The sequence below is a fragment of the Enhygromyxa salina genome (assembly GCF_002994615.1).
Classification (GTDB): Bacteria; Myxococcota_A; Polyangia; order Nannocystales; family Nannocystaceae; genus Plesiocystis; species Plesiocystis salina_A.
In genome coordinates this window covers 1-24,114 of the sequence record NZ_PVNK01000276.1, presented here as the reverse complement: position 1 = coordinate 24,114, position 24,114 = coordinate 1, and the positions used below count along the sequence as shown (strand labels likewise).

Below are 24,114 nucleotides of genomic sequence, written 5' to 3'. Positions count from 1 at the left end.
GGGCCACAGGAGGTCCGAGTTCGGGGCGTCGCCTCTCCATCTGGGATGCAGAAGGCTCTTGGTGCTCTCTCACCAGGTCGGTCGGCTGGTCGTCGAAGGTGCTTTTCGTACGGCGATACCCCGAACTCGGACCTCCTGCGGCCTTTTTGCGCTCTGCTCTTTGCCGTGAACGACCCCGATCCGAGGCGCTGGGCACCATCCACGATGTACTAGCCCCCCCGCACATCGCGCCCCCATGAACACAGAAACCCCACCGAGGGAGAGAGCCGACCGACCGACCGACCGGCCGCGCAGCGGCCGTGCGTGGCAAAGTCGCTGACGGCCGCGGGGGTCTAAACCACCTAGCCCCCTTCTAGGGGGCCACGGAGGCGATGGCGAAGCTCATGCCAGCCCACCGAGGGAGAGAGCGCAGCGACCGACCGACCGGCCGCGCAGCGGCCGTGCGTGGCAGAGTCGCTGACGACCGCGGGGGTCTAAACCACCCGGGGTCTAAACCACCCGGGGGTCAAAAACCCCCCGGAGTCTACGACACCTAGTCGTGGCGCAGGGCCTCGATCGGGTTGAGGTTGGCCGCACGGACCGCGGGGTAGAGGCCCGAGACCAGTCCAACCGCGACCGAGACGCCGGTCGAGAGCAGGATCGACGAGGCCGTGACGACGGTGGGCCAGCCGGCCCAGGAGGCGACGATGCCCGCGATGGCGATCCCGAGCGTCACGCCCGCGATGCCGCCGAGCAGCGAGAGCGCGAACGAGGTTGCGAGGAACTGAAAGCGAATGTCTCGGCGCCTGGCCCCGACCGCACGGCGCACGCCGATCTCGCGGGTCTGCTCGAGGACCGAGGCGAGCATGATGTTCATGATCCCGATGCCGCCGACGAGCAGCGAGATGCCCGCGATGCAGCCCATGACGATGTCGAAGATGCGCTGGGTCTGCTGGCCCTGCTCGAGCAACGCCTCGGGCACGATCACCTCGTAGTCGCGGGCGCCGCCGTGGAGGCGGTTGAGCAGGCCATCGACGGCCGCCGCGGCCTCGCGCGGGGAGCCGTCCTCGCCGGTCCGGATCACGATCTCGGCCAGCGGCGACTCGAGCGGGTCGCGCTCGAACTTGCGCAGCCCGGTCGTGAACGGCAGGTAGATCTCGCGCTCGGTCGAGGCCACGGCGACGCCTTCGACCTCGGCCTTCTCGGACCCCTCGGCCGCGAGGACCCCGACGACCTCGAGCCAGACGTCGTTGACCTTGAGCCGCCGACCGAGGGGCCACTCGGCGCCAAACAGATCGCGGGCGGTCCCTGCCCCGATCACGCAGACCTGGGCGTGGTTGGTCTCGTCGCTGCGATCGAAGAAGCGGCCGGCCGCGAGCGGGAGCTCGACCAGGTCCGCGTGGCGGTGCGAGACCCCGAACACCGCCGACTCGGTCTTGCCCGTGGTCGAGAGGATCTTGTAGGGCTCGATCTCGAGCCGCGGGACCACGGCGTCGATGTCGGGCACCGCCTCCTCGATCGCAGCCACGTCGCGCATCGAGACCCCGATCGACTTCTTGCGCAGCTCCTTGAGATCGTCAGGGTCGAAGCTCTTGGCGCGCACGACCACGTTGCGCATGCCCATGCGCTCGATCAGCGACATCACGTCGGCCTCGGCGCCCGCGCCGATCGAGAGCATCGAGATCACCGCCCCGACACCGAACATCATCCCGAGCATGGTCAGGCCCGAGCGGAGCTTGTGGGCGGCGAGGCTGTCCCACGCGGCCCACAGCGCGTCGACGAGCCGCACTAGCTCGAGGCTCCCTTCGGGGCCTGGCCCTGGTCCTGGCTCCCAGGATCCTCGCCGATCGCCTCACCGAGCTTGCGGGTCGGATCGCGCAGGGCGACGCGGTCGCCGGGCTCGAGCCCGCTGACGATGACCACGCGGCCTGCGCTCGACGAGCCGAGCTCGACCTCGACCTCCTCGAAGCCGCCGAGGGTCGCGCGGTGGACGATGCTCTCGCCGTCACGGTCGAACACGGCCTGGCGCGGGACGACCATCACGTCCTCGAGCTCGATGCGGATCGTGGCCTGGACCCGACCGCCGACCTTCATCGTGTTCGGGTCGGTCTCGTCGAGCTTCAGCGTGACGCCGAAGTACTGCACGGGCACGTCCTCGTGACGGGGCTTGGCCAGGGTGTCGATGCGCTTGATCTTCGCCGGGAACCGGAGCTTTGGGTGAGCCTCGATCACGACCTCGGCCGCCTGGTCGAGGGCGAGGTCGCCCGCGTCGGCCTCGAGCACGAACAGCTCGACCTCCATGTTGGTCACGAGCGGCAGCTCGGCCAACTTCTGGCCGCGCCAGACGGTGTCGCCGACGCGGATCGGGGTGCCTTGCCGGTCGCGCTCGAGGACCAGGATCCCGTCGTGCGGGGCCTTGACCTCGAGCTTGGCCAGCCCCTCGGTCGCCCGCTCGACCTCGGCCTCGGCCTGCTCGCGCTTGATCTCGAGCAGCTCGAGCTTGGACTTGGCGACCGAGCCCTCGACCCGCATGACGTCGCGCGCGTGCTTCGACTTGGCGCTCGCGAGCTCGGAGTCGATCCGCGTCTCGAGCACCTCGTTGCGCGGCAGGACGCCCTCGTCCTCGAGCTGGAATTCTTGGGCGGTCTCGACCTCGCGGTCGGCCTGGCCCGCGGCGTCGTCGCGCTTGCGCCGGGCCGCGCTGCGCTGCTTGTTCTCCTTGGCGATCTCGTGGGCGGCGGAGCTGACATCGTCCTCGCTGTTCTCGAGCACCCGCTGCATCTCGGACGAGTCGAAGCGGACGACGACCTCGCCCGCCGCGACCTCGCCGCCGTCGAGGCCGACCCAGGCGATCTTGAGGGGCCCCTTGGACTCCTGGGGGGCCGTGAGCGGCGTGGCCTCGACCGCCCGCAGGTAGCCGTCGGCCTGGACCTTGCGCACGAAAGACTCGGACCGCGTGACCTCGAAGGTCGGCACGTCGCCGTCGACGGCCGGGGTCCCCGTGCACGCCGTGAGACCGAGACCAAGGCCAAGGCCAAGGCCGAGCCCGGCCAGGGCCCCGAGCAGCTCGCGGCGGTTCATCGGCGGCTCCCCTCGCGCTGGAGCTCGTCCCCCTCGGCGAGGCCGGAGCGGATCTCGACCGCGTCGGCGTTGCGCCGCCCGAGCGTGACGGACACCTCGCCCTCGGGGGTCCGGGCCACGGGTCCGTCGGGGGTCGCGGCGAAGGCCTCGAGCGGGGCGAGGAGCACGCCCTCGACGCGCTCGATCTCGATCTTGCCGCGAAAGCGCATGCCCGGGCGCAGACGCAGGTGCTCGCCGCCGACGAGCACGATGTCGAGGCGAACGACCTTGAGCGGGCTCTCGGGGGACTGTCGACGCACGGTGCTCGAGATGCTGCGGACCTCGCCGTGGAGCTCGACGTCGGGCTGCGCGTCGAGGCGCAGCGACACGGGCTGCCCCGTTGCGACCTTGCTCGCGTCGACCTCGTCGACGTCCCCGCGCGCCTCCATCTCGGTCAGGGACACGACCTGCATGACCGTCTCGCCGCGCCACGCCGTGTCGCCGACCTTCTTCTTCTGGCCGCGCCAGCTGGTCTCGTAGATCACCGTCCCGGCGCGCGGGGCCTTGACGGTCATCTGATCGATCGCCGCGCTCAGCTGGGTCACCCGCTCCTCGGCCCGGTCGCGCTCGTGCAGCCAGCGCTCGATCGTGGCCTCGTTGCGCTGGCGGGCCGCCCTGCCCTTCTTGGTCAGGAAGGCCACGCGCTTCTCGGCCAGCTCGACGTCGTAGCGCAGCTTCTGGAGCTCGGACGAGGCGACGATGTCGGCGGGCGCGTCGGCCTTGAGCTCGGCCTTGCGCAGCTGCGCCCGGGCGTCGGCCAGCTCGAGGGCCAGGTCGTGGCGGTTGACGTCGACCTCGGCCCGGGTCTTCTCGACCTGCTTCGCGGCCGAGTCGCGCTCGGCGATCTTGCGCTCGAGCCGGCGCTGGAGGTCCGAGGTGTCAAAGGCCAGCAGCGGCTGCCCCTCGCTGACCTCGGACCCCTCCTCGGCCATCATTGCGATCTTGTAGTCCCACACGCCCGGGACCCCGGGCGGTCCGAGCACGTCCGAGTCGACCGCGCGCAGCGTCCCCGTGACGTCGACCTCGACGACCAGGGTGTCGCGGCGCACGGTCGTCCACTCGTCTGCGGCGTCGGCCTGGCTGCAGGCCGACGCGAGCCCGAGCAGGCCGAGGCCCACAATCCGACTCAGGGTCAGCGCGCGACGGACCCTGGCCATCATGGTGGCTCCTCCGCGCTCGCGGTTCCGAGCAGGTCGCCCTCGCGGAGCCCGGACCTGAGCGCGCAAGCCTGGGCGTTGCAGACCTCGAGCTCGACGGGCACGGCGCTGCCGTCGGCCAGGAACGCGCGCGGCCCCTCGTCGCCGACCAGCGCGAGGGCCGAGCGCGGGACGATCAGGGCGTCGTCCGCCCGAGCGCGCAGGACCTCGACCTGGACGGACAGCCCGGGCCGCATGATCTGTGTGTCGGTCTCGTCGAGCTCGATGATGACCGAGAAGAAGCGCCGGGCCGAGCCGCGCTCGGGCTCGCGCGCGACCGGGCTGAGCGAGCGAACCACGCCCGCGAGCGGGCGGTCGGGAAAGGCGTCGATGATGCAGCGCGCCTTCATGCCGACGGCGATGCGACCGTCGTCGACGTCGCTGAGCTCGGCCGCGACGACCATCTTGCTCAGGTCGGGCAGCTGGGCGACTGCCCACCCCGGCCAGACCGTGTCGCCGACCTGGTACTTGCGGCCCTCCCAGGGATGGCCGTTGATCACCGCGATGCCGTCGCGCGGGGCCGTGAGCACGAGCGCGTCGATCTGCTCTTCGGCCCCCTCGAGCTGGCGCAGCGCCTTGTCGTAGGCGATCTTCTTGATCTCCTCGCCGTGGGCCGCGGCGTTGACCGCGGCCGCGTGATCCTGGTTGGCGGCGCTGTGCGCGACCTGGCTGCGCTGGAGCGCGAGCTGGGTCTGGCGGTGCTCGTAGCGCGAGAGCAGGCCCGCGGGCGTGTCGGCGTCGACCTTGGCCTTGGCGACCTCGATGTCCTGTTTCTCGACCTCGAACTTGCGCTGCGCGACGTCGACCGACGCCGTCGCGCGATGGGTGGTGAGCTCGTTGCCGGCCTGGATCACCGCGAGCTCGTAGTCGGCGATCTTCTCGACGATCGCGGTGTTGTCGAACTCGACGATGCGATCTCCGGCTTTGACGGGGGTTCCATCGTCGGCCATCCAGCGGATCGACAGCTGCCAGGCGTCGGTCCGGGGCGTGTACAGATCGGTCGAGTTCGAGGCCTCGAGCTCGCCGGTCAACACGATGTGATCCTCGAGGGTCCCGCGCGTGACCTTTGGCGCCGCGTCCGACGAGCCGAGCTCCTCGGGCGACGGCGCGCAGGCGAGCGCGACCAGGGCCGCGAGGGCGCACACGAGGGGTCTCATGCCATGACCTCGTGGCCGGGCCCGTCGCCGACGATGCACCCGTCGGCGAGGCGAATGGCCCGGGGGCACTGGGCGGCGGTCGAGGGCTCGTGGGTGACGATCACGATCGTGTTGCCGGCCGCGTGGAGCTCGTCGAACAGCGCCATGATGTCGCGCTCGGTCGCAGAGTCGAGGTTGCCGGTCGGCTCGTCGGCCAACAGCAAGCTCGGGCTCCCGACGAGGGCCCGCGCGATCGCTACGCGCTGCCGCTGGCCGCCCGAGAGCTCGTTGGGCCGGTGCTTGACGCGATCGCCGAGGCCGACTCGGGCGAGGGCCTCGGCGGCGATCTGGTTGCGCCGGGTCCGGGGCACGCCGCGGTACACGAGCGGCAGGGCCACGTTGGCGAGGGCGCTGACCCTGCTGAGGAGCTGGAAGCTCTGAAAGATGAAGCCGATGTGCCGGTTGCGGAGCTCGGACAGCGCGTCGTCGGCGAGCCCGGCGACGTCCTCTCCGCCGAGGCGATACTGGCCTCTGGTCGGCTGGTCGAGGCACCCGAGCAGGTTCATCAGCGTAGTCTTGCCCGAGCCGGACTTGCCGACAATCGCAACAAATTCGGCCTCGCGCACGCAAAATGAGACCCCGTCGAGCGCCGCGATCGTCTCGCCGCCCATCTTGTAGTGACGGTGGAGATCGATCGCCTCGATGATCGGGTCGGAGCTCATGCCTTGCCTCGTGGCCGTCAGCGCCGAAACGACCCGCGGCCCGATTGGGTCTAGCTTTCGAGGGGCCTTTCGAAAAAGCCCCCTCCGCTCGCCTCTCGGCTCGTGCTAGCTTTCAAGCGCCTAAAACAATGAGGACTGATCGTCGTCGTGGTCGCGCTTGCGGCCGCGGGGACGTCCAGCGTGGGGATCCGCGTGGTCGAGGTGGCGCGCGGCCTTGGCCGTGGTCATGCGCCCACGCGGGGTTCGGACCAGGAACCCGCGCTGGAGCAAGAAGGGCTCGTGGACGTCCTCGATCGTGTCGCGCGGCATGCCGACGCTGGCCGCGAGCGCGTCGACGCCGACGGGGCCGCCGGAGAAGAGCTCGAACATGACCTCGAGGATCCGGCGGTCGAGGGCGTTGAGGCCCTCGCCGTCGACCTCGAGGTTGTCGAGGAAGCGGGCCGCGTCCTCGCGGGTGATCTGCTCGTGGCCCGCGACCTGGGAGAAGTCGCGGACCCGGCGGGTCAGGCGGTTGGCGATCCGCGGGGTCCCGCGGCTGCGCCGACCGATCTCGAACGCGCCGTCTTCGGTCGCCGGGAGCCCGAGCATCGCCGCGCTGCGCTCGACGATCGCCGCGAGCTCCTCGTCGGCGTAAAAGCGCAGGCCCTCGACGATGTGGAAGCGGTCGCGCAGCGGGGCGCTGAGCAGGGCCGTGCGCGTGGTCGCGCCGACCAGCGTGAACCCGGCGAGGGTGATCGAGTGGGTGACCGCGGCCGAGCCCTCGCCGACCGGGATGTCGATGCGCCGATCTTCCATCGCCGAGTACAGGCTCTCCTCGACGGTCGGGCTGAGGCGGTGGACCTCGTCGATGAACAGGACCTCACCCTCGCCGAGCCCGGTCAGGAGCCCGGCGAGCACGCCCTTGTGCTCGATCGCCGGGCCCGAGGTCGTGTGCAGGCTGACGCCCATCTCGTGGGCGACGATCTGCGCGAGCGTGGTCTTGCCGAGGCCCGGCGGGCCGTGGAGCAGGACGTGGTCGAGGGGCTCGCCGCGCAGCTTCGCGGCCTTGACGTAGATCCGCAGCTTGTCGATCAGCGCCGGCTGACCGATGTACTCGTCGAAGCTCCGCGGGCGCAGGGCGTGGTTGTGGTCCTCGTCGCGCGTGTGACCATCGACGAGCGAGACCGAAGGGCTCAACGCCGCCGCCGAGATGCCCGCCTCGCCGGTGTCGTCAGCGTCAGCGTCGAGGTGACGAACGCGAGCCATGTTTTCTCAGACCCCCACAGCCATCGGCGACTCTGCCACGCACGGCCGCTGCGCGTCCGGTCGCTCGTTCCTCGCTCGGGGGGCTGGTGTTCGCTTCGCCATGATCTGTGTGGCCCCCTGGAAGGGGGCTCGTTTGCTTGGGCCCCCGCAGGGTACCAGCAACATGCCCCCTACTCCCATTCGATCGTGGCGGGGGGCTTGCTGGAGATGTCGTAGCAGACCCGGTTGATGCCGCGGACCTCGTTGATGATCCGGTTGCTGATCCGGCCGAGGACCTCGTAGGGCAGGTGCGCCCAGTCGGCGGTCATGGCGTCGACGCTCTCGACGGCCCGAACCGCGAGGGCGTTCTCGTAGGTCCGGGCGTCGCCCATGACGCCGACGCTGCGGACCGGGAGGAGCACGCCGAAGACCTGCCACAGATCTCGGTAGAGCCCGGCCCTGGAGATCTCCTCGATGATGATCGCGTCGGCCTCGCGCAGGACCGCGCAGCGCGGCTCGGTGACCTCGCCGAGCACGCGCACGCCGAGGCCCGGGCCCGGGAAGGGGTGGCGCCAGATCATGGTCTCGGGCAGACCGAGGTGGAGCCCGAGCCTGCGGACCTCGTCCTTGAACAGCTCGCGCAGGGGCTCGACCACGCCCATCTTCATCTTCTCGGGGAGCCCGCCGACGTTGTGGTGGGTCTTGATCGTGGCCGAGGGCCCGCGGGCGCTGACCGACTCGATCACGTCGGGGTAGAGGGTGCCCTGGACCAGGTAGTCGGCGCCGCCGAGGGCGTGGGCCTTTTCGTCGAAGACCTCGATGAAGGTCGCGCCGATCGCCTTGCGCTTGAGCTCGGGATCGGTGACGCCGGCGAGGCGGTCGAGGAACAGCGCCCCGGCGTCGGCGACGACCAGCGGGTTGTGGAGCCGCCCGGCGAACATGGCCTCGACCTGCTCGCGCTCGTTCTTCCGCAACAGGCCGTTGTCGACGAAGATGCAGTGGAGGCGATCGCCGATCGCCCGCTCGACGAGGGCGGCCGCGACCGAGGAGTCGACGCCGCCCGAGAGCCCGCAGATGACCGTGCCCTGGTCGCCGACCTGCTCGCGGATCCGCGCGACGGCCTCCTCGACGAACGCGCCCATGCTCCAGTCGCGGGCGAAGCCGCACAGGTCGAGGAAGCGGCCGAGCAGCGCCGTCCCGCGCCGGGTGTGGCTGACCTCGGGGTGGAATTGCACGCCCCACATCCCGGCCCCAGCCTCGCTGTAGATCGCCGCGTGGGCGCAGCTGGCCGAGTGGGCGACGGACTCGAAGCCCTCGGGCAGCGACTCGACCTCGTCGCCGTGGGACATCCACACGGGCTCCTCGTGACCGGCTCCGGTCGCGCCCTCCCCTGCGAACTCGGTCATCGGACCCGCGGCCGCGTCGACGACGATCATCGCGTGGCCGAACTCGCGGTCCTTGGCCGGGCGGACCTTGCCGCCGAGCCCCGCGACCATCGCGAACATGCCGTAGCAGATCCCGAGCACGGGCATCTCGCCGCCGAGGCACCAGTCGAGCACGTCTTTGGCCAGGCGCGGGGCGCCCTCGTCGTAGATCGAAGACGGGCCTCCGGACAGGATGATGCCCTTGGGCGCGTGGGCCCGGAGCTGCTCGAGCGGGGCGTCGAAGGGCAGGATCTCGGCGTAGACGCCCAGCTCGCGGACCCGACGGGCGATGAGCTGGGTGACCTGCGAGCCGAAGTCGAGGACGAGGAGGGTCTCGTGTTGCATCATTCCATCCGGTAGTTCGGGGCTTCTTTGGTGATGATCACGTCGTGGACGTGACTCTCGCGCAGGCCCTGACTGGAGATCCGACGAAATACGGACTTCTCGGCCAGCTCGGCGATCGTCGCGGCGCCGACGTAGCCCATGCCCGAGCGGACGCCCCCGAGCAGCTGGTAGAGGCTGTCGCCGAGGCGCCCGCGGTAGGGCACCCGGCCCTCGATGCCCTCGGGCACGAGCTTGCGCTCCTCGGCGACCGCGGCCTGGAAGTAGCGATCCTTGGACCCGGCCTTCATCGCGCCGATCGAGCCCATGCCGCGATAGACCTTGTACGAGCGGCCCTGGTAGAGCACGAGCTCGCCGGGGGCCTCGTCGGTGCCCGCGAGCAGGCTGCCGATCATCACGGAGTCGGCCCCGGCCGCGAGCGCCTTGACGACGTCGCCCGAATACTTGATGCCGCCGTCGGCGATGATCGGCACGTCGGTCTGCTTGGAGACCCGGGCGACGTCCATGATCGCGCTGATCTGGGGCACGCCGACGCCCGCGACGACGCGGGTGGTGCAGATCGAGCCCGGCCCGATCCCAACCTTGACGCCGTCGGCGCCAGCCTCGACCAGGGCCGTGAACGCCGCGGGCGTGGCGATGTTGCCCGCGATGATCTGGAGGTCCCGAAACTCGGCCCGGATCGCCTTGACCATGTCGATCACGCCGCGGCTGTGACCGTGGGCGGTGTCGACGACGACGACGTCGACGCCCTGGGCGTTGAGCGCCGCGACCCGCTCCATGGTGTCGGGCGCGGTCCCGACGGCCGCGCCCACGCGCAGGCGGCCGTCGGAGTCCTTGTTGGCCGAGGGGTAGCTGTCGGACTTGAGGATGTCTTTGACCGTGATCAGCCCGAGCAGGTTGCCGGTCTTGTCGACGACGAGCAGCTTCTCGATCCGGTGCTGGTGGAGGATCAGCCGGGCCTTGCCGGGCGCGATGCCCTGGGGGACGGTGATCACGTCCTTGGTCATGACGTCGGCCACGGTCTGATCGAGGTTGGTCTCGAAGCGAAGGTCGCGGCTGGTCAGGATGCCCAGGGGCTTGCCGGGCGTGCCGGGGTTCTCGACCACGGGCAGGCCCGAGAAGCCGTGCTGCTCCATCAGGCCCAGGGCCTCGCGGAGGGTCGCGCCGGGCTTGATCGTCAGGGGGTCGGCGACCATGCCCGACTCGGACTTCTTGACCTTGCGGATCTCCCGGGCCTGCTGCTCGATCGAGAGGTTCTTGTGGACGATGCCGATCCCGCCCATCCGGGCCATGACGATCGCGGTCTCGGCCTCGGTCACCGTGTCCATCGCGGCCGACAACAGCGGCGTCCTGAGCCCGATCCCCCGGGTCAGGCGGGTCGACATCTCGACGTCGCGCGGGAGCACCTCGCTGTAGCCAGGCTCGAGCAGGACATCGTCAAAAGTCAGGGCTTCGCGGATCTCGGAGCTGCTGGGCATGGTCGACCTCGGCTGCGCGCGTGCGCAGGGAATTCCCGCGGGTGTATCGGCACGGCCCGGCGGATGCAATAGGCCCAAGCTGGCTCACGATCTCGACCGGGCGCTGCGCGGTGAGCGTTGGTCGATGTGACCCGTGGTGGGCGGTTTCGCTGCGCGCGCGGGCGCGGACGTGAGATGTACAACCGCACGAAGGTCCGCACGGTGGCACCGGGTCGCGGCTGCAGTGTTGGCTGCGGTCACTTCGGACACGGGTCGCGGACCGTGACGCCCACTCCCCGGGGCCCGCGCCTCACTTGCACGGCGCCAGGAAGCCCTGAGCCTTCTGCAGCGCCCGCGGCAGCGCGTCGGGCTTGGCCGCCTCGACGTCGGCCGGCGTCCAGTCCAGCGCCGCGCTGAGCTGGTCGAAGGTCTTGCGCGCGTCCTTGCAGCGCTTCGCAGCCACCTGCGCCTCGATCTTGTACGTCAGCGCCGCGCGCGAGTCCGCCTGGATGGCGAGGGCCTCGTCGAAGCGGGCGATCGCTTGCTTGGCCTTGCCCTGCGCGACCAGGATCCGCCCGTGGTTGACGATCACCGGGATCTCTTTGGGGAGGGTCTCGATCAACCACTGCATGTGGACCATGGCCGCGTCGGGCTTGCCGAGCTCGAGCAGCCCGCGCGCGACCTCGAGCCGCAGCGGGGGCGAATCGGGGACCAGCTCGCCGGCGCGCTCGAACTCGCGGGCGGCCTCGTCGGCCTCGCCCTGCTTCATGAGCAGGCGGGCGTAGAGCAGGCGCAGATCGACGCCGCTGGCCTCGGGCTCGTACTCGACCGCGATCTTGGCGTAGTCGACGGCCTGTTGCAGGTTGCCGAGCTCGCCGTGAGCCTGCGCGAGCAGGTAGGCGGTCTCGACCCCACCCGCGAGACGATCGGCGTTCTCGAGCGCCTCGACGGCGAGCTGCTGCTGGCCGAGGGCGATCAACACGACGCCGAGCGACTGGTGCGCGGGCGCGAGCTTGGGGTCGAGCTTCAGGGCGGCCTGAAATTGCTCGATCGCCCGCTCCTTGTCCTTGGCCGTGGCCCCGTCACGAAACGCGAGCAGCTGCCCGAGCGCCGAGTAGGGCAGCGGATCCTCGGGCGCGAGCTCGATCGCCCGGGCGTAGGCGGCCTCGGCCCCGGCGTCGTCGTCGAGGTAGGTCAGCGCGTTGCCGCGGACATAGTGGAAGCGCGCGTTGCTGGGGTTGTTGGCGATCGCGTCGTCGAGCAGCGCGAGCGCCTGCTCGGCCTTGCCCTGATCGAGCAGCGCCTCGGCCTCGACGACCTTGGGATCCGCGTCGGCGATGTCGGCGGTCAGCGCCCCGACCCCGCCGGGACCCTCGCCGCTGAGCTCGCCCTCGCCGAGCTCACCGTCAACCTCGTTGGGGTTGGTGGTCCCGCCCCCATCGCACGCGAGCAGGGCGAAGACGAGCGCAGGGCTGAGCACGCGAAGCAGCTTGTTCATGACGATCGAGGATCTACCACGATCGAGCCGGGTCAGCGCCGACGGGTGCGGAGGTTGGCGCGGATGACCTTGGCCAGCGCGGCGCGCTGATCGTCTTCGAGCTTGCTGACGTAGAACACCGCGTCGACCCGGCGCATCTCGGTGTTGATCCGGGCGATGTCGATGTCGAGGTCGAGGGCGGCGAAGGAGCGGGAGATCCGAGCGGCGACGCCAGGGTTCTCGATCGTCTCGACGTCGACGATCGTGCGCGTGGCCGCCGGATCCTCCGAGAAGCGGACCTTGGTCGAGGTCCGGCGCTGGCGACCCCGGGCGCGGTGGGGCAGCGGCGGAAGTGGCTCGCGCAGCGCCTCTCCGCTCGGCGCCTCGGCCAGGCCCACGCGCAGGTGAGCCTGGACTTGCCCGGCGAGCTCGACCTCGATCGGCCGCGGGTGGGCAGGATCGCGGGGCACGACGCGAAACACGTCGAGGGCGATCCGGGGCTCGAAGGGGACCGAGAACACGTCGGCGGCGACGACCTCGAGGCCGAGCTCGGCGAAGCCCGCGGTCAAGGTCGCGAGCAGCCCGCGGCGATCGTAGGTCACGACGGTCAGGCGGATGGCGCCCGAGCCCTCGGCGACGTCGACGAGCAGCGGCTCGCTCGACCCGCGCAGCTCGTCGAGCAGCCGCCGATGGTGGCGACGCAGATCCTGATCGAAGAGGCTGTAGTAGCGCTGCGGCAGACCCTCGGGCTCGTCGGGCCGGGGTCGTCGGGCCGTGGTCTCGCGCCGGCCGCGGCTGGCGAACTCGGCCGCGGTCCGGAGGTAGAGTTCGTCGAGCAGGGTCAACTTCCAGCTCGTGAGGTACTCGGGCGAGACGTTGGCCATGTCGGCGAGGCTCACGAGGTAGAGCTCGTCGAGGGTCCGGCGATCGCCGACCGTCTCGGCGAACTCCCGGATCAGCAGCTCGTCGGTGAGGTCGCGCTTTTGGCTCAGCATCGGCATCGTTTGATGCTCGGCGACCAGGAACGCGCAGCGCTTTGCGACCGCTTCGCCGAGCCCGGCGCGGCGGGCCGCGAGCTCGGCGATCCGAGCCCCCTCGGCGCACTGATCCCCAAACGGCTTGCCGGCGTCGTGGAGCAGGGTCGAGAGGTACAGCGGGCGCGGATCGGTGATCCCGAGGTGGACCACGGTCGCCATCGTGAAGTCCTTGCGGTGGTCCCCGCGGGCGATCGACTTGAGGAATTCGACGGCGTAGATGCTGTGCTGATCGACGGTGTAGACGTGGAAGCCCTCGTGCTGCATGCGCCCGCGCGAGGGCGAGAACTCGGGCACCACGCGCTCGAGCAGGCCGACCTCGTGGCACAGCTCGAGCGGCGTCGGGCTGCCGACGTCGCTCGGGTCGACGAGCAGATCCAAGAAGCGCTGCTGGGCCTCGGGGTCGTTGGCGAGGCGCGGGTCCCCCTCGGGGATCGCGATCGCGGCCTCGATGATCGCGTCGACGGTCGGGCCCCAGATCCCGATGTTGTGGTCGCGCGCGATCGCAATGGCCTCGAGCCCGAGCACGGGCGTGTCCGTGAACGAGCCCGAGCGCTGCCGCTTGCCCTTGCTCTTGCCGGCGCCGTAGTGACGCAGGCGCCGATCGACGACGTGAAAGCGCTCGTCGATGCGAACATCGAGATCGGCGCGCACCCGCGGCGGCTGGCAGCGCGCGAACACCCGACGGCCATAGCGCAGCACGTCACGGGCGCCGCGATAATAGTCTTGCATGCAGGCCTCGATGGCCTCGACGAGCTCGCGGTCCGAGGGCTGGTCGGGGAGGTCCGGGAGCCCGAGCGCCGCCGGCATGCCCTCCTGGTACTGAAAATTGAGCCGGTCCTGAGTCCGACCGGCGACCAGGTGGAGGGCCGCGCGGAGCCGCAGGAGCGTGTCGCGGGCCTGATCGAGCAGCCGGGCGACGCGGCGCGGGACCCCGCTCGAGCGGATCGACTTGAGCGCCGCGCTCGCGTCCCAGGGCTCGGGCAGCTTGCGCCGAGACATCAGGGCCCACTCGAAGATCGCGATGTCCCGGGTGCCGCCGGGGCCAAACTTGAGATCGGGCTCGACCTGGTAGACGGTCGCGCCGTAGCGTCGCTTGCGGACCTCCATCTCGTCGATCAGGCGCTGGAGAAACGCGGCGCGCTGATCGCCAAAGAAGCGTCGGTGGGCTTCACCCGCGAGCTCGTCGGCGAGCTCGCGATCGCCGGCGACGAAGCGCATGTCGAGCAGCGCGGTGCACAGGCTCAGCTCCTCGCTCGCGGCCGCGAGCCAGCCCTCGGGGCGATGAACGGTCGTGCGCAGGCGCAGGCCCGCGTCCCACAGCGGATGGGTCAGCTCGCGGATCCACTGGCCGAAGGCCTCGTCGCCCTCGCGGCCGGGCTCGGTGCACACGACGGTCAGATCGACGTCGCTGTGGGGGCAGTGCTCGCCGCGGGCGAGGCCGCCGATGACCACGATCGCGAGCTTGCCGAACTCGGTCCCCGCCCGGCCCACGGCCTGGGCCGCCCCGGGCGTGATCAGCTCGATCATCCGCTTGCTGTAGCTGTGCAGGAGCGCTCCGCCGGCCTCGCCTCCGGCGATCGCGGCCCGAAGGGACTCGCGCGCCGCGTCGAGGGCGTCGGGCAGCGACGCCGGGACCGGCTCGTGCTCGATCGCGAGGTTCATCGGTGGCAGCTTATCAGCCCTCCTCGGGGCCTGTCGGTCGGTCGCCCGCTGCCTACTCCGGCTCGAAGCGGACGCGCGCGCCGTTGTCGAGGCGCGTGACCTCGCGCAGGGACCACCCGCGCCCGAACTCGACCTCGATCTCCACGACGCGCCCGCGCCGTGTGACGTCGACGACCTCGACCTCGGCGCGCGCGGGTCGGGCCGCGAGGAAGCCGGGCACGGCGCCAGCGTCGGCGATCGACAGGCGCGCGCGGTTCGAGTCGATCGCCTGGATCGCAGGCGCGACCGCGCCGGCCCCGGCGAGCTCGAGCTCGACAGCGTCGCCGCCGGGCACGGGGTGCAGGCTGAGCCGGGTGAGGATGACCAGTCGCGGGCCGTCGACGCTGGTTCCAACGTCGCTCGGCTGGACCTCGGGCGGCCGCTCGCGCAGCAGCAGCAGCTCGGGCCCAAACCACCGCGCGGCGTCGACCTCGGGTTCGGGATCGTCGGCGGGCTCCGGTCCGCGCGCCGGCGCGGGCTCGAGATCGAGATCGATCGCCGCTTCGAACCACGCCCGGACCGGGCTGCCCTCCGGCAGGTCGGCCAGCTTTGGCGGCGGGTCGAGGGCGTCGTCCTCGACCTCTGGGGATGACGGTGGCGGCGGCCGCACGGGCTCCGGCGCGGGCTCGACCCGCGGCTCGGCCTTGGGCTGCTCCGGCGGCGGCCGGTCAGCCGGCGGTCGGTCAGCCGGCGGTCGGTCAGCCGGCGGCCGGTCAGCCGGCGGCCGGTCAGCCGGCGGTCGGTCAGCCGGCGACCGGTCGACCGGCCGCGCTACATCCCCGAGCGCGCGCGAGACGACGGGCTCGGGTGCCTCGCCAGCGACCGCTTGCAGCAGGCGTCCAGCGTGGCGGTGCTCCGGGTCCCGCGAAGCCAGCAGCTCCCGCCGCAGCTCGTCCGACACCCGGCCTCCGCTCATCTGCGCCCGAGCCCGGGCCAGGAGCGGATCGGGAGCGCGGGTCTCCACTTGGGCTGGATCTTCCGGGGCGTCGGCGGGCGGCGGGGCCCGGTCGGCGACCGGGTCCAGCTCCGGACCGCGCACGTCCGCGCGCACGTCCGGAGGATCCGAACACGCGAGGGTACCGCCCAAGAGCGCCAAGAGTCCGGGTCTGTGCACCGGGGGGAGCCTATCAGGATGACGCTCCACCGCTCCTCGACGAAGAGACCCGGGAGGTAGGTCTCGCAACCACATGCCCGCCTTAGCAGGGCCTCCCGCCGCGCGGCAATTCTCGACCGGTGCCGAGCCCGCCCCTGATACACTTTCGCTCCATGAACGGCCCATCTCGGGCCCAGTGGAACGGAGTTTGCCAGCATGACCTCGAAGACCGAGCAGTCCTTCGCCGCAGCGATGCGCGCGGCCGAAAACGCGCCCGACAGCGACGACGCCTGGGATCACCTCGAAGAACTCGCCGAGAATCTTCAACGCCCCGAAGACGTGGCCAAGCTCTACCGAGATCTCCTCGGGCAGGGGCTCGACGCCGACGTCACCGGGCCGGTCGCGGAGCGAGCGGTCAACTTCCACGAGGAGTGGTTCGGCGACGACCCCACAGTCATCACGGATCTCCTCAGCGACATCATCACGCGTGACCCCCAGGCGACCTGGGCCTTCGATCGCCTGACCGTGACGCTGACCGCGGCCGAAGAGTGGGATCAGCTGCTCGGTGTCTACGACCGCACCCTCGCGGTCACGACCGACAAGTCCACGCGCAAGCGCCTCCTCGACGACGCCGCCCACGTGGCCAAGGACTTCGCGGATCAGCAAGAGCGCGCCGCGGACTACATGGTCAAGCAGCTCGAGCTCGACCGCGGCAACAGCAAGCTCGAGGCGTCGCTGGCTCGGCTGCTCGAGCGCCAGGAGCGGTGGGGCGATCTGATCGAGCTGTGGCGCGGGCGCCTGTCGCAGCTGCCGGCGATCGAAGCGCGCGAGCTCCGGGTCGAGATCGCCTCGTGCTACCTCGACAAGCTCGCAGATCCGCAAAAGGCCCTCGACGAGCTCGAGGGGCTGCTCGACGAGAGCGCCGGTCACCCCCAGGCCTGCGCGCAGCTCGAGGCCCTGCTCGAGCACGACAGCTCGGGCCTGCCCCTGCGCCGTCGGGCGCTGTCGCTGCTGCGCAAGAACTACGACGCCGCCGAGCGCCGCGAAGACGTGATCCGCGTGCTCGAGCGCGCGCTCAACTTCGTCAACGACGACGAGCGCGCCGCCTTGTACCGCGAGCTCGGCAGCCGCCTGGGCATCGCCGGCGACGACGGCCGCGCGATGCAGCACTACGCGGCGCTCTTGACCATCGATCCGAGCGACGCGGACGCGCGCAAGCAGCTGCGTCAGCTCGCCGATCGCTCGGGCCGGCACGACCTCCACGCGGCCTCGCTCGTCGCCGCCGCCGAGGCCAGCGAGGGCGGCCACCGCACGACCCTGCTGCTCGAGGCCGCCCACGCCTACCGCGATCTGCTCGACGACAACGAGACCGCGGCCGAGCTCTACTCGCGCGTGCTCGAGGCCGAGGAGCCCGAGCAGAGCGCGGCCCTGGCCGCGGCCCACAGCCTCGCCGAGCTCCTCGCCGAGGGCGGCGAGGACACGCGGCGCCTCGACGTGCTCGAGACCCTCGCCCGGCTCGAGCGGGTCTCGGCCGTGCGCAAGACGATCCTGGCCGACACGGCCCGCCTCGCCGAGCGCCTCGGCCAGGCCGACCGGGCGCTGGCCAACTGGAACCGTCGGCTCGAGATCGACCCCGATGATCTCGAGGCCCGCGACGCCCTGATCGAGCTGCTCGAGACCAACGAGCGCTGGGAGGAGCTCGTCGACGCCCTCGACAAGCGCGCGAGCTCCCCCGTCCTGCCCCAGCAGCGCCGCGCCGATCTGATCCGGGCCGCGCGGCTGCTCAGCGATCGGCTCGGGCGCGACGCCGACGCGACCAAGACCTGGCTCGAGGTCCGGGCGTCGTTCGGCGACGAGGCCGAGACCCTCGACGCCCTCGACGAGCTCATGGCCCGGACCGAGCGCTGGACCGAGCTGGCCGAGCTGCTGTCGAGCTCAGCCGGTGGCGGCCGCGCTCGCGCGGCCCGGACCTTCGTCCGCATCGGCGACATCCAGCGCGAGCACCTCGGCGATCCCGCCGCGGCCACCCGGTCCTACGCGAGCGCGCTCTCGGTCGAGGCCGGCAACGAGGAGGCCCGCGCCGGCCTCCAGTCGCTGCTCGAGGTCGAGTCCTGCGGTCCCGCGGCCGGCGAAGCCCTCGCGCGGGCGTTCCGGACCACCGGAGACTGGGAGGCCGGGCTCGAGATCCTCGACGAGCGCCTCGCCGCGCTGGCCAGCCCCGAAGACAAGGCCCGGCTGCTGCGCGAGTCGGCCAACCTCTACGAGACCCGCGCCGACGACTCGGCCAAGGCCCACGAGATCCTGACCACCGCCCTGCCCTTCGCCCCCGAAGATCTGGCGCTCGAGCACGACCTGCTCCGCCTCGCCGAGGAGACGGGCAGCTGGGCCGCGACCGCGACCGCGTTCGAGCGCGCGGCCCAGGCCTCGCAGTCCGAAGCCCGCTCGGCCCAGCTCTTGTTCGAGTGCGGCCGCATCCACGAGACGCAGCTCGGCGACGCGCCCGCGGCGACCGACGCCTACGCCAGCGCGGCGAGCCTCGATCCACGCCGGATCGACTCCCACGAGGCCGTCTCGCGCTGCGCCGCGCAGGCCGGGCGCTGGCCCGAGGCCGCCAACGCGGCGCTGTTGACGATCGTCGCCCGCGAGCGGACGGACGGCTCGCTGGTCACCGATCTCGAGACCGCGGCCGCTGCGGCCGACGCCTACCCTGCCCTGGCCGCGGCCTTCGAGGCCGCGCTCGCCGAGCACGGCGGCGGCCTCCGCCGCACGCTGCTGCGCGGGCTCGAGCTGCTCGTGTCGAGCTGGTGGGCGAAGACCGGTGACATGGCCCAGGCCTCGGCCGCGGCCTGGCGCGGGGTCAACCATGAGCCCACGCACCCCGAGTCCCTCGCCCACCTCGCCGCGCTCCAGCGCCAGGATCCCGGGCCCAAGCTGATCGAGACCCTGCTGCGTCTCGACGCCCTCGCCGAGCACGACCTCGATCAATTGTACGAGGCCGCGACGATCGGGCTCGAGGCCGGAGACGAGCACGCGGAGCTCGCTCGCCAGACCCTGGTCCGCATGTATCGCAAGGCCGCGCGGATGTGGTCCCGCGGCGATCAAGCCAGCGGGGAGCGCACGCCCGACGAGGCCGCCCGCTGGTCGCTCGAGCGCCTCGTCGAGCTGGCCGCCGACGAGCCCGAGCAGGCCGTGCGCCTGCTGCTCGACGGCGCGACCTTGCCCGTCGAGCCCGACACCTCCCGCGACCTCCGTCGGCGCGCGGCCGAGATGCTGGCCCAAAGCGGTGACTACGGGCGCGCGATCGATCTGTACACGGGCGTGCTCGCCGAGGACGAGCCCGAGCTCGACGACATCGCCCGGGTCGCAACCTTGTGCGAGCAAGAGGATCGCGTGTCCGAGCTGATCGGTCTGCGCCTGCGCGAGCTCGAGATGACCGAGGACGCCGCCCGCCGGCTCGAGCTTCGGCTCGAGCTCTCGCGCCTGACGGGGGTGCTCGAGGCCCGCGGCGGCCGGATCGAGACCCTGCGCGAGAACCTCGAGGAAGAGCCCGGCCACCCCGACTCGGTCGCCGCGCTGTCCGAGCTCCTCGATCAGCGCGGCCGCTACGAGGAGCTCGCGACCATCTTGTCCGAGCAAGCCGACAAGGTCTCGGCGGCCGGCGACGCGCCCCGGGCGGGCAGCTTGTACCTCCGGGCCGCGCAGCTGTCGGAGAAGCGGCTCGGCGACACCGACCAGGCGATCGCCAACTATCGGCGGGTCGTCGAGCTCGCGCCCAGCAACCCGGCGCTCGACGCCCTCGCGCGCCTGTACCTGAGCCAGGATCGGCCCGACGCCGCGGCCAAGCACCTCGAGTCCCGGCTCGCGGCCTCGCCCGAGAGCGAGCGCGTCGCGATCTTGCTCAAGCTCGCGCGCGCCCGGATCGCCGCCGAGCAGCGCGAGAAGGCCGTCCAGGCGCTCGAGACCGCGTTCACCGAGGCCCCGCGCAACGGTGAGGTTCGCAAGCTCCTCCTGCGTCTGCACCGTGAACGCGGCGACAACGACGCCCTCGCGCGGACCCTGGCCACGGCCGCGACCGCGGTCGGCGATCCCAACACCGTGGTCGCCTACGCGCGCGAGGCCGCCGAGCTCTACGAGGAGCTCGGGACCCCCGAGCTCTCGGTCCCGGTGCTCGAGCGCGCCCACGAGTTCGCGTCGGACGACCGCCGCCTCAAGGTCATGCTCGCCGACGGCCTCCGCGGCGCCGGGCGCCTCGACGAGGCCCGCGAGCTGCTCGAGGCCCTCGTCGCCGGCTTCGGCCGGCGCCGCTCGGCCCAGCGCGCCGAGGTCCACGTTCGCCTCGCGCGGGTCGCCCTCGCCCAGGACCAGGTCGACGAGGCGATCGATCAGCTCGAGAACGCGTCGAAGATGGCCGCCGGCAACGTGTCGATCCTCCGCGCCCTGGCCGAGACGGCCCACAGCGCCGGCCAGCTCGATCGCGCCGAGCGTGCCTACCGGACCTTGCTCCTGAGCCTGCGTCGGGGCGGCGACGAGGCCCCGATCACCGCCGCCGAGGTCTACCTCGCGCTCGCGTCGATCGCCCGCGACAAGGACGACACCGATCGCGTCGGCGAGCTGACCGAGTCGGTCCTCGAGGCCGTGGCCGAAGACGACAGCCAGGCGCCCAAGCTGCAAAAAGCCCTGCGCAAGGCCGGCGACTTCGCGCTCCTGCGCCGGGTCCTCGACACCCGCCTCGCCAACGTCAAGGCCCTTCGCCGCCGGGCCAAGATCCTCGGCGCGCTCGGTGACGTGCTCGAGCACGACCTCGACGACGCTGACGCCGCGCTCGACGCCCGGCTCGAAGCGGTCGAGACCGACCCGAGCTCGCCGCTGCTCCACGACGCCGTCAAGGAGCTGGCGATTCGCCTCGGCCGGACCGAGCGCTACGCGGAGCTGCTCGAGGATCGGCTCGGGTCGATGCGCCGCGGCGACGAGGCCCTGGTCCGCTGTGAGCTGCTCTTGCGCCTCGGCGAGGTCATGGAGAGCCGCGAAGACTTCAGCCGCGCGGCCGAGCTGCTCGCCCAGGCCGAGGCCACGGGCGTCCGCCAGGTCGACGTCTGGCGGGCCGAGGCGCGCGTGGCCGGGGCGACCGGCGACAACGAGCGCCAGGTCGAGCTGCTCTCGCGCCTCGCCAACCTCGGCGCCGACCAGGCCGAGACCCGGGCCGACGCCCGGTTCCGCATGGCCGAGGTCCACCTGTCCGACGAGGAGTCGATCGACGAGGGCATCGAGGCCCTCAACGCCGCGCTCGAGGATGACGCGCGCTGGGGCCGGGCCGCGATGATCCTCTCGCAGGCCTGCGAGCAACACATCGGCAACGACGCCCTCCTCGATCTCTACGAGAAGGTCGCGCGCCGGTCCGACGACTCCAAGGTGCTCCTGCACTGCCTCGAGCAGCGCCTGCGCCAACCCGACGCCGACCTCGCCCGCGCCAAGGAGGCCGTCGAGCTGGCCCTCGCCCGCGAGGAGTGGGATCGCTCCGAGGAGCTCATGCTCCGCGCCGTCGAGCTGTCCGAGAGCCTGATCGATGGCCTCGCGCAGGTCGACTGGGCGCTGCTCGGTCTGGCCGAGCGCCGACGCGAGGCCGGCGACCTCGCCGGGGCCGTCAAGTGGCTGACCGAGGCCGCCGAGATCGCCGACCTCGACAAGGTCTTGCCCGCGGCCGAGAAGCTGGCCGAGGTCGCCGGTGATCCCACGGGCGACCTGACCCTGGCCGTCAAGCTCTACGAGAGCCTCGTCGAGCGCGACCCGACGATCCGCGCGGCCTGGGAGCCGCTGGCCAAGCTCTACGGCCAGCTCGGTGAGGTCGATCGCCTCGAGCGCCTGGTCGAGGAGACCCTCGACGGCATCCAGGAAGCCAACGATCGCAACGTCTTGCGCCTCCAGCTCGCCCGGGCGTTCCTGCGCAGCGACAGCCGGGCCGACGACGCGGTTCAGATCTTGAGCGACGCGTTGATGGAGAACCCCGAGGAGACCGAGGCCAACGTGCTCCTGGCCGAGCACCTCGAGCGCTCGGGCAAGGTCGAGGAGCTGCTCGAGCTGCTGCGCAACCAGCTGATGGCCGCCCAGGGCCGCCACGACGGCGCCGCGATCAAGACCCTCAGCATCGAGCTCGCCGGGCGCCTCCGGGCCGAGGATCTCGACGAGGCCCTCGCCGTCGTGCGCCAGGCCCTCGACGCTCAGCCCAACGATCCGGACCTGATCAGCACGCTGCTCGACTGGGGCGTCGACGAGCTCGACGAGGACGAGCGCGCGGGACTGATGGAGCGGCGCCTGACCGGCGCGAGCGACGAAAATGTCGGCGCCCTCGCGATCGAGCTCGCCGACCTCCGGGCCGCCATGGGCGAGGCCGAGGGTGAGCTCCGGGCGCTCGAAGAGGCCTACGCCCGCGTGCCCAACGACAACGCGGTCCGCGAGCGCCTCGAGGGCGCCTACCGGGCCGCCGATGACTGGAGCGGCCTGGTCAAGATGCTGATGGCCGTGGCCGCGCAGACCGAGGACATCGAGCGCAAGGTCGGGCTCCTGCGCGAGGCGGCCGTGGTCCAGCGCGACAAGCTCGCCGACCCCGAAGCCTCGATCGCGCTCCTGCGCGAGGCCAGCGTCGTCGCGCCCGACGACGTCCGCCTCCGCATCGATCTGGCCGCGGCCCTCGGGCTCAGCGGTCACGCCCAAGACGCGCTCGCAACCTTGAGCGAGACCCTCGAGACGACCGAGGATGAGCCGCTTCGGCTCCAGCTGCTCAGCGCCCGGGCCAAGGTCCGCCGCAGCGTCAACCAGCTCGCCGAGGCCGTCGAGGATCTCGAGCAAGCCCACACGATCGCGGGCAGCGACGTCAGCGCGGAGCTCGAGCTCACCCTCGAGGCCCTGCGCATGGGCGCCGCAGCCGAAGACGACCTCGACGCCGAGCGCGGTCCGACCATGCGCCTCGTCCAGCTTCGCCACGGACGCGGCGCGATCGAGGACGCCCGCGAGCTGCTCGCGAGCTGGGTCGATCGTCAGCGCAAGGACGTCGAGGCCCTCCACCTGCTCCGCGAGATCGAGCAGGCGGCCGAGAACTGGGACGGCCTGACCAAGGTCGCCGGGCGCCTCGTCGCGCTCGAGGTCGACGCCGCCCAGGTCGACGCCGCGCTGCTCCTGGCCCAGGCCTGCCGGGCGCTGGGCCAGCCCGGGGAGGCCCGCCAGGGCCTCGAATTCGCCCGCCGCAAGCAGCCCGAGGTCGCCAGCTTGCGGGCTGAGCTCCAGATCATCTACGCGGAGATCGGCGCCCAGCGCGAGCTCGCGGATCTGCTGATCGAAGAGTGCGACGCGACGACCGAGGTCGAGACCCAGCTCGATCTGCTCCGCCGCGCCGCCCGGCTCTACCTCGAGCTTCAGGATCCGGCCTCGGCCGCCGTCCCGCTCCAGGCGATCCTGGAGATCGATCCGAGCGACGCCGAGTCGGTCGGCCTGCTCGCCGACGCCTACACCCAAAGCGGTCAGTACGCCGAGGCCGAGGCGATCATCGACGCGGCGATCGAGGCCGCGCCGCCAGGCCGCTCACCCGAGCTGGCCACCCTGCAGCTGCGCAAGGCTCGGCTGGCCGAGGCCCGGGGCGACCACGAGACCCAGCTCCAGATGCTGCAGAGCGCGTTCGCCAACGACAAGCAAAACGGCTACATCGCCGCCGCGCTGGCTGACCTCGCCGAGGGCCTCGAGCAGTGGGATCTCGCGACCAAGGTCCTGCGCCAGATCGCCCTGATGGAGGGCGAGTGCCCGATCACCCGGGCCATGTCCTTCGTGCGTCAGGGCCGGATCTCGATGATCCTCGGCGACACGAAGCGGGCCGTGTTCTGGGCCCGGCGGGCGCACAAGGAAGACCCCGAGCTCGAAGAGGCCAACGCCCTGTTGGCCGAGGTCTCGGGGTAGCACCTCGCCGCAGTGGTGAGGCCAGCTCATCGAGCTGAGCCCGGGGGCGCGATGCGCGAAAAGGTGTTGACCTGCGGGTTTTACGCCCCTATGGTCACGCGATGCACGCTCCGAAAAGAGCCTCCCGTGTTGTTCTGGCCATCAGCCTGCTCGCCATCCCCGTTGAGGCGCAGGCGAGCTCTTCGATCGCACAAGAGCCCGCTCCGACGGTCTCGCCCGCGCCGACGTCCCGGCCGCTCCCGCCCATGCCGGGACAGCCACAGCC

The 24,114-nt window shown here is 71.6% G+C and carries 12 protein-coding genes; 1 reads left to right on the top strand and 11 read right to left on the bottom strand.

The annotated features are described in order from the left end of the window. Window positions 1-532 precede the first annotated feature (532 nt). The 11 genes from ENSA5_RS31915 to ENSA5_RS36610 form a co-directional block, all read right to left on the bottom strand. Window positions 533-1,768, bottom strand: a complete 1,236-nt coding sequence (locus ENSA5_RS31915) for an ABC transporter permease (protein WP_106395503.1) — start codon at window positions 1,766-1,768, stop codon at window positions 533-535. Then, window positions 1,768-3,060, bottom strand: a complete 1,293-nt coding sequence (locus tag ENSA5_RS31910) for an efflux RND transporter periplasmic adaptor subunit (protein WP_106395502.1) — start codon at window positions 3,058-3,060, stop codon at window positions 1,768-1,770. Before ENSA5_RS31910 ends, ENSA5_RS31915 begins: the two co-directional genes overlap by 1 nt. Beyond that, window positions 3,057-4,259, bottom strand: coding sequence for an efflux RND transporter periplasmic adaptor subunit (locus ENSA5_RS38640; RefSeq protein WP_181198368.1), 1,203 nt, complete (start codon window positions 4,257-4,259; stop codon window positions 3,057-3,059). The genes ENSA5_RS31910 and ENSA5_RS38640 overlap by 4 nt, the downstream gene beginning before the upstream one ends. After that, a complete protein-coding gene (locus ENSA5_RS31900) occupies window positions 4,256-5,452 on the bottom strand; it encodes an efflux RND transporter periplasmic adaptor subunit (protein WP_106395500.1) in 1,197 nt (398 codons plus the stop codon). The genes ENSA5_RS38640 and ENSA5_RS31900 overlap by 4 nt, the downstream gene beginning before the upstream one ends. Continuing rightward, a complete protein-coding gene (locus ENSA5_RS31895; protein ID WP_106395499.1) occupies window positions 5,449-6,153 on the bottom strand; it encodes an ABC transporter ATP-binding protein in 705 nt (234 codons plus the stop codon). The genes ENSA5_RS31900 and ENSA5_RS31895 overlap by 4 nt, the downstream gene beginning before the upstream one ends. 120 nt (window positions 6,154-6,273) lie before the next feature. Beyond that, window positions 6,274-7,398 carry a Holliday junction branch migration DNA helicase RuvB gene (gene ruvB, locus ENSA5_RS31890; RefSeq protein ID WP_106395498.1) on the bottom strand — a complete coding sequence of 375 codons (1,125 nt, stop codon included), beginning with the start codon at window positions 7,396-7,398 and terminating at the stop codon, window positions 6,274-6,276. Window positions 7,399-7,568: 170 nt separating this feature from the next. Next, window positions 7,569-9,149 carry a glutamine-hydrolyzing GMP synthase gene (guaA, locus tag ENSA5_RS31885; protein WP_106395497.1) on the bottom strand — a complete coding sequence of 527 codons (1,581 nt, stop codon included), beginning with the start codon at window positions 9,147-9,149 and terminating at the stop codon, window positions 7,569-7,571. Then, a complete protein-coding gene (gene guaB, locus ENSA5_RS31880; protein ID WP_106395496.1) occupies window positions 9,146-10,621 on the bottom strand; it encodes an IMP dehydrogenase in 1,476 nt (491 codons plus the stop codon). The genes guaA and guaB overlap by 4 nt, the downstream gene beginning before the upstream one ends. Before the next feature lie 289 nt (window positions 10,622-10,910). Further along, window positions 10,911-12,098 (bottom strand): tetratricopeptide repeat protein, encoded by a 1,188-nt coding sequence (locus tag ENSA5_RS31875; RefSeq protein WP_106395495.1) that lies wholly within the window; start codon window positions 12,096-12,098, stop codon window positions 10,911-10,913. A gap of 32 nt (window positions 12,099-12,130) precedes the next feature. Continuing rightward, the gene (locus tag ENSA5_RS31870) at window positions 12,131-14,776 is read right to left on the bottom strand and encodes a [protein-PII] uridylyltransferase family protein (RefSeq protein ID WP_106395494.1); all 2,646 of its coding nucleotides are present in this window, start codon (window positions 14,774-14,776) and stop codon (window positions 12,131-12,133) included. A 52-nt stretch (window positions 14,777-14,828) separates the two neighbouring features. Next, entirely contained in the window at window positions 14,829-15,866 is a 1,038-nt protein-coding gene (locus tag ENSA5_RS36610) for a hypothetical protein (protein ID WP_146156335.1), read from the bottom strand. 258 nt (window positions 15,867-16,124) lie between these two features. Here ENSA5_RS36610 and ENSA5_RS31855 point away from each other — a divergent pair, with 258 nt between their 5' ends. Then, window positions 16,125-23,849 (top strand): tetratricopeptide repeat protein, encoded by a 7,725-nt coding sequence (locus ENSA5_RS31855; protein ID WP_106395491.1) that lies wholly within the window; start codon window positions 16,125-16,127, stop codon window positions 23,847-23,849. The last annotated feature ends 265 nt before the right edge of the window (window positions 23,850-24,114 follow it).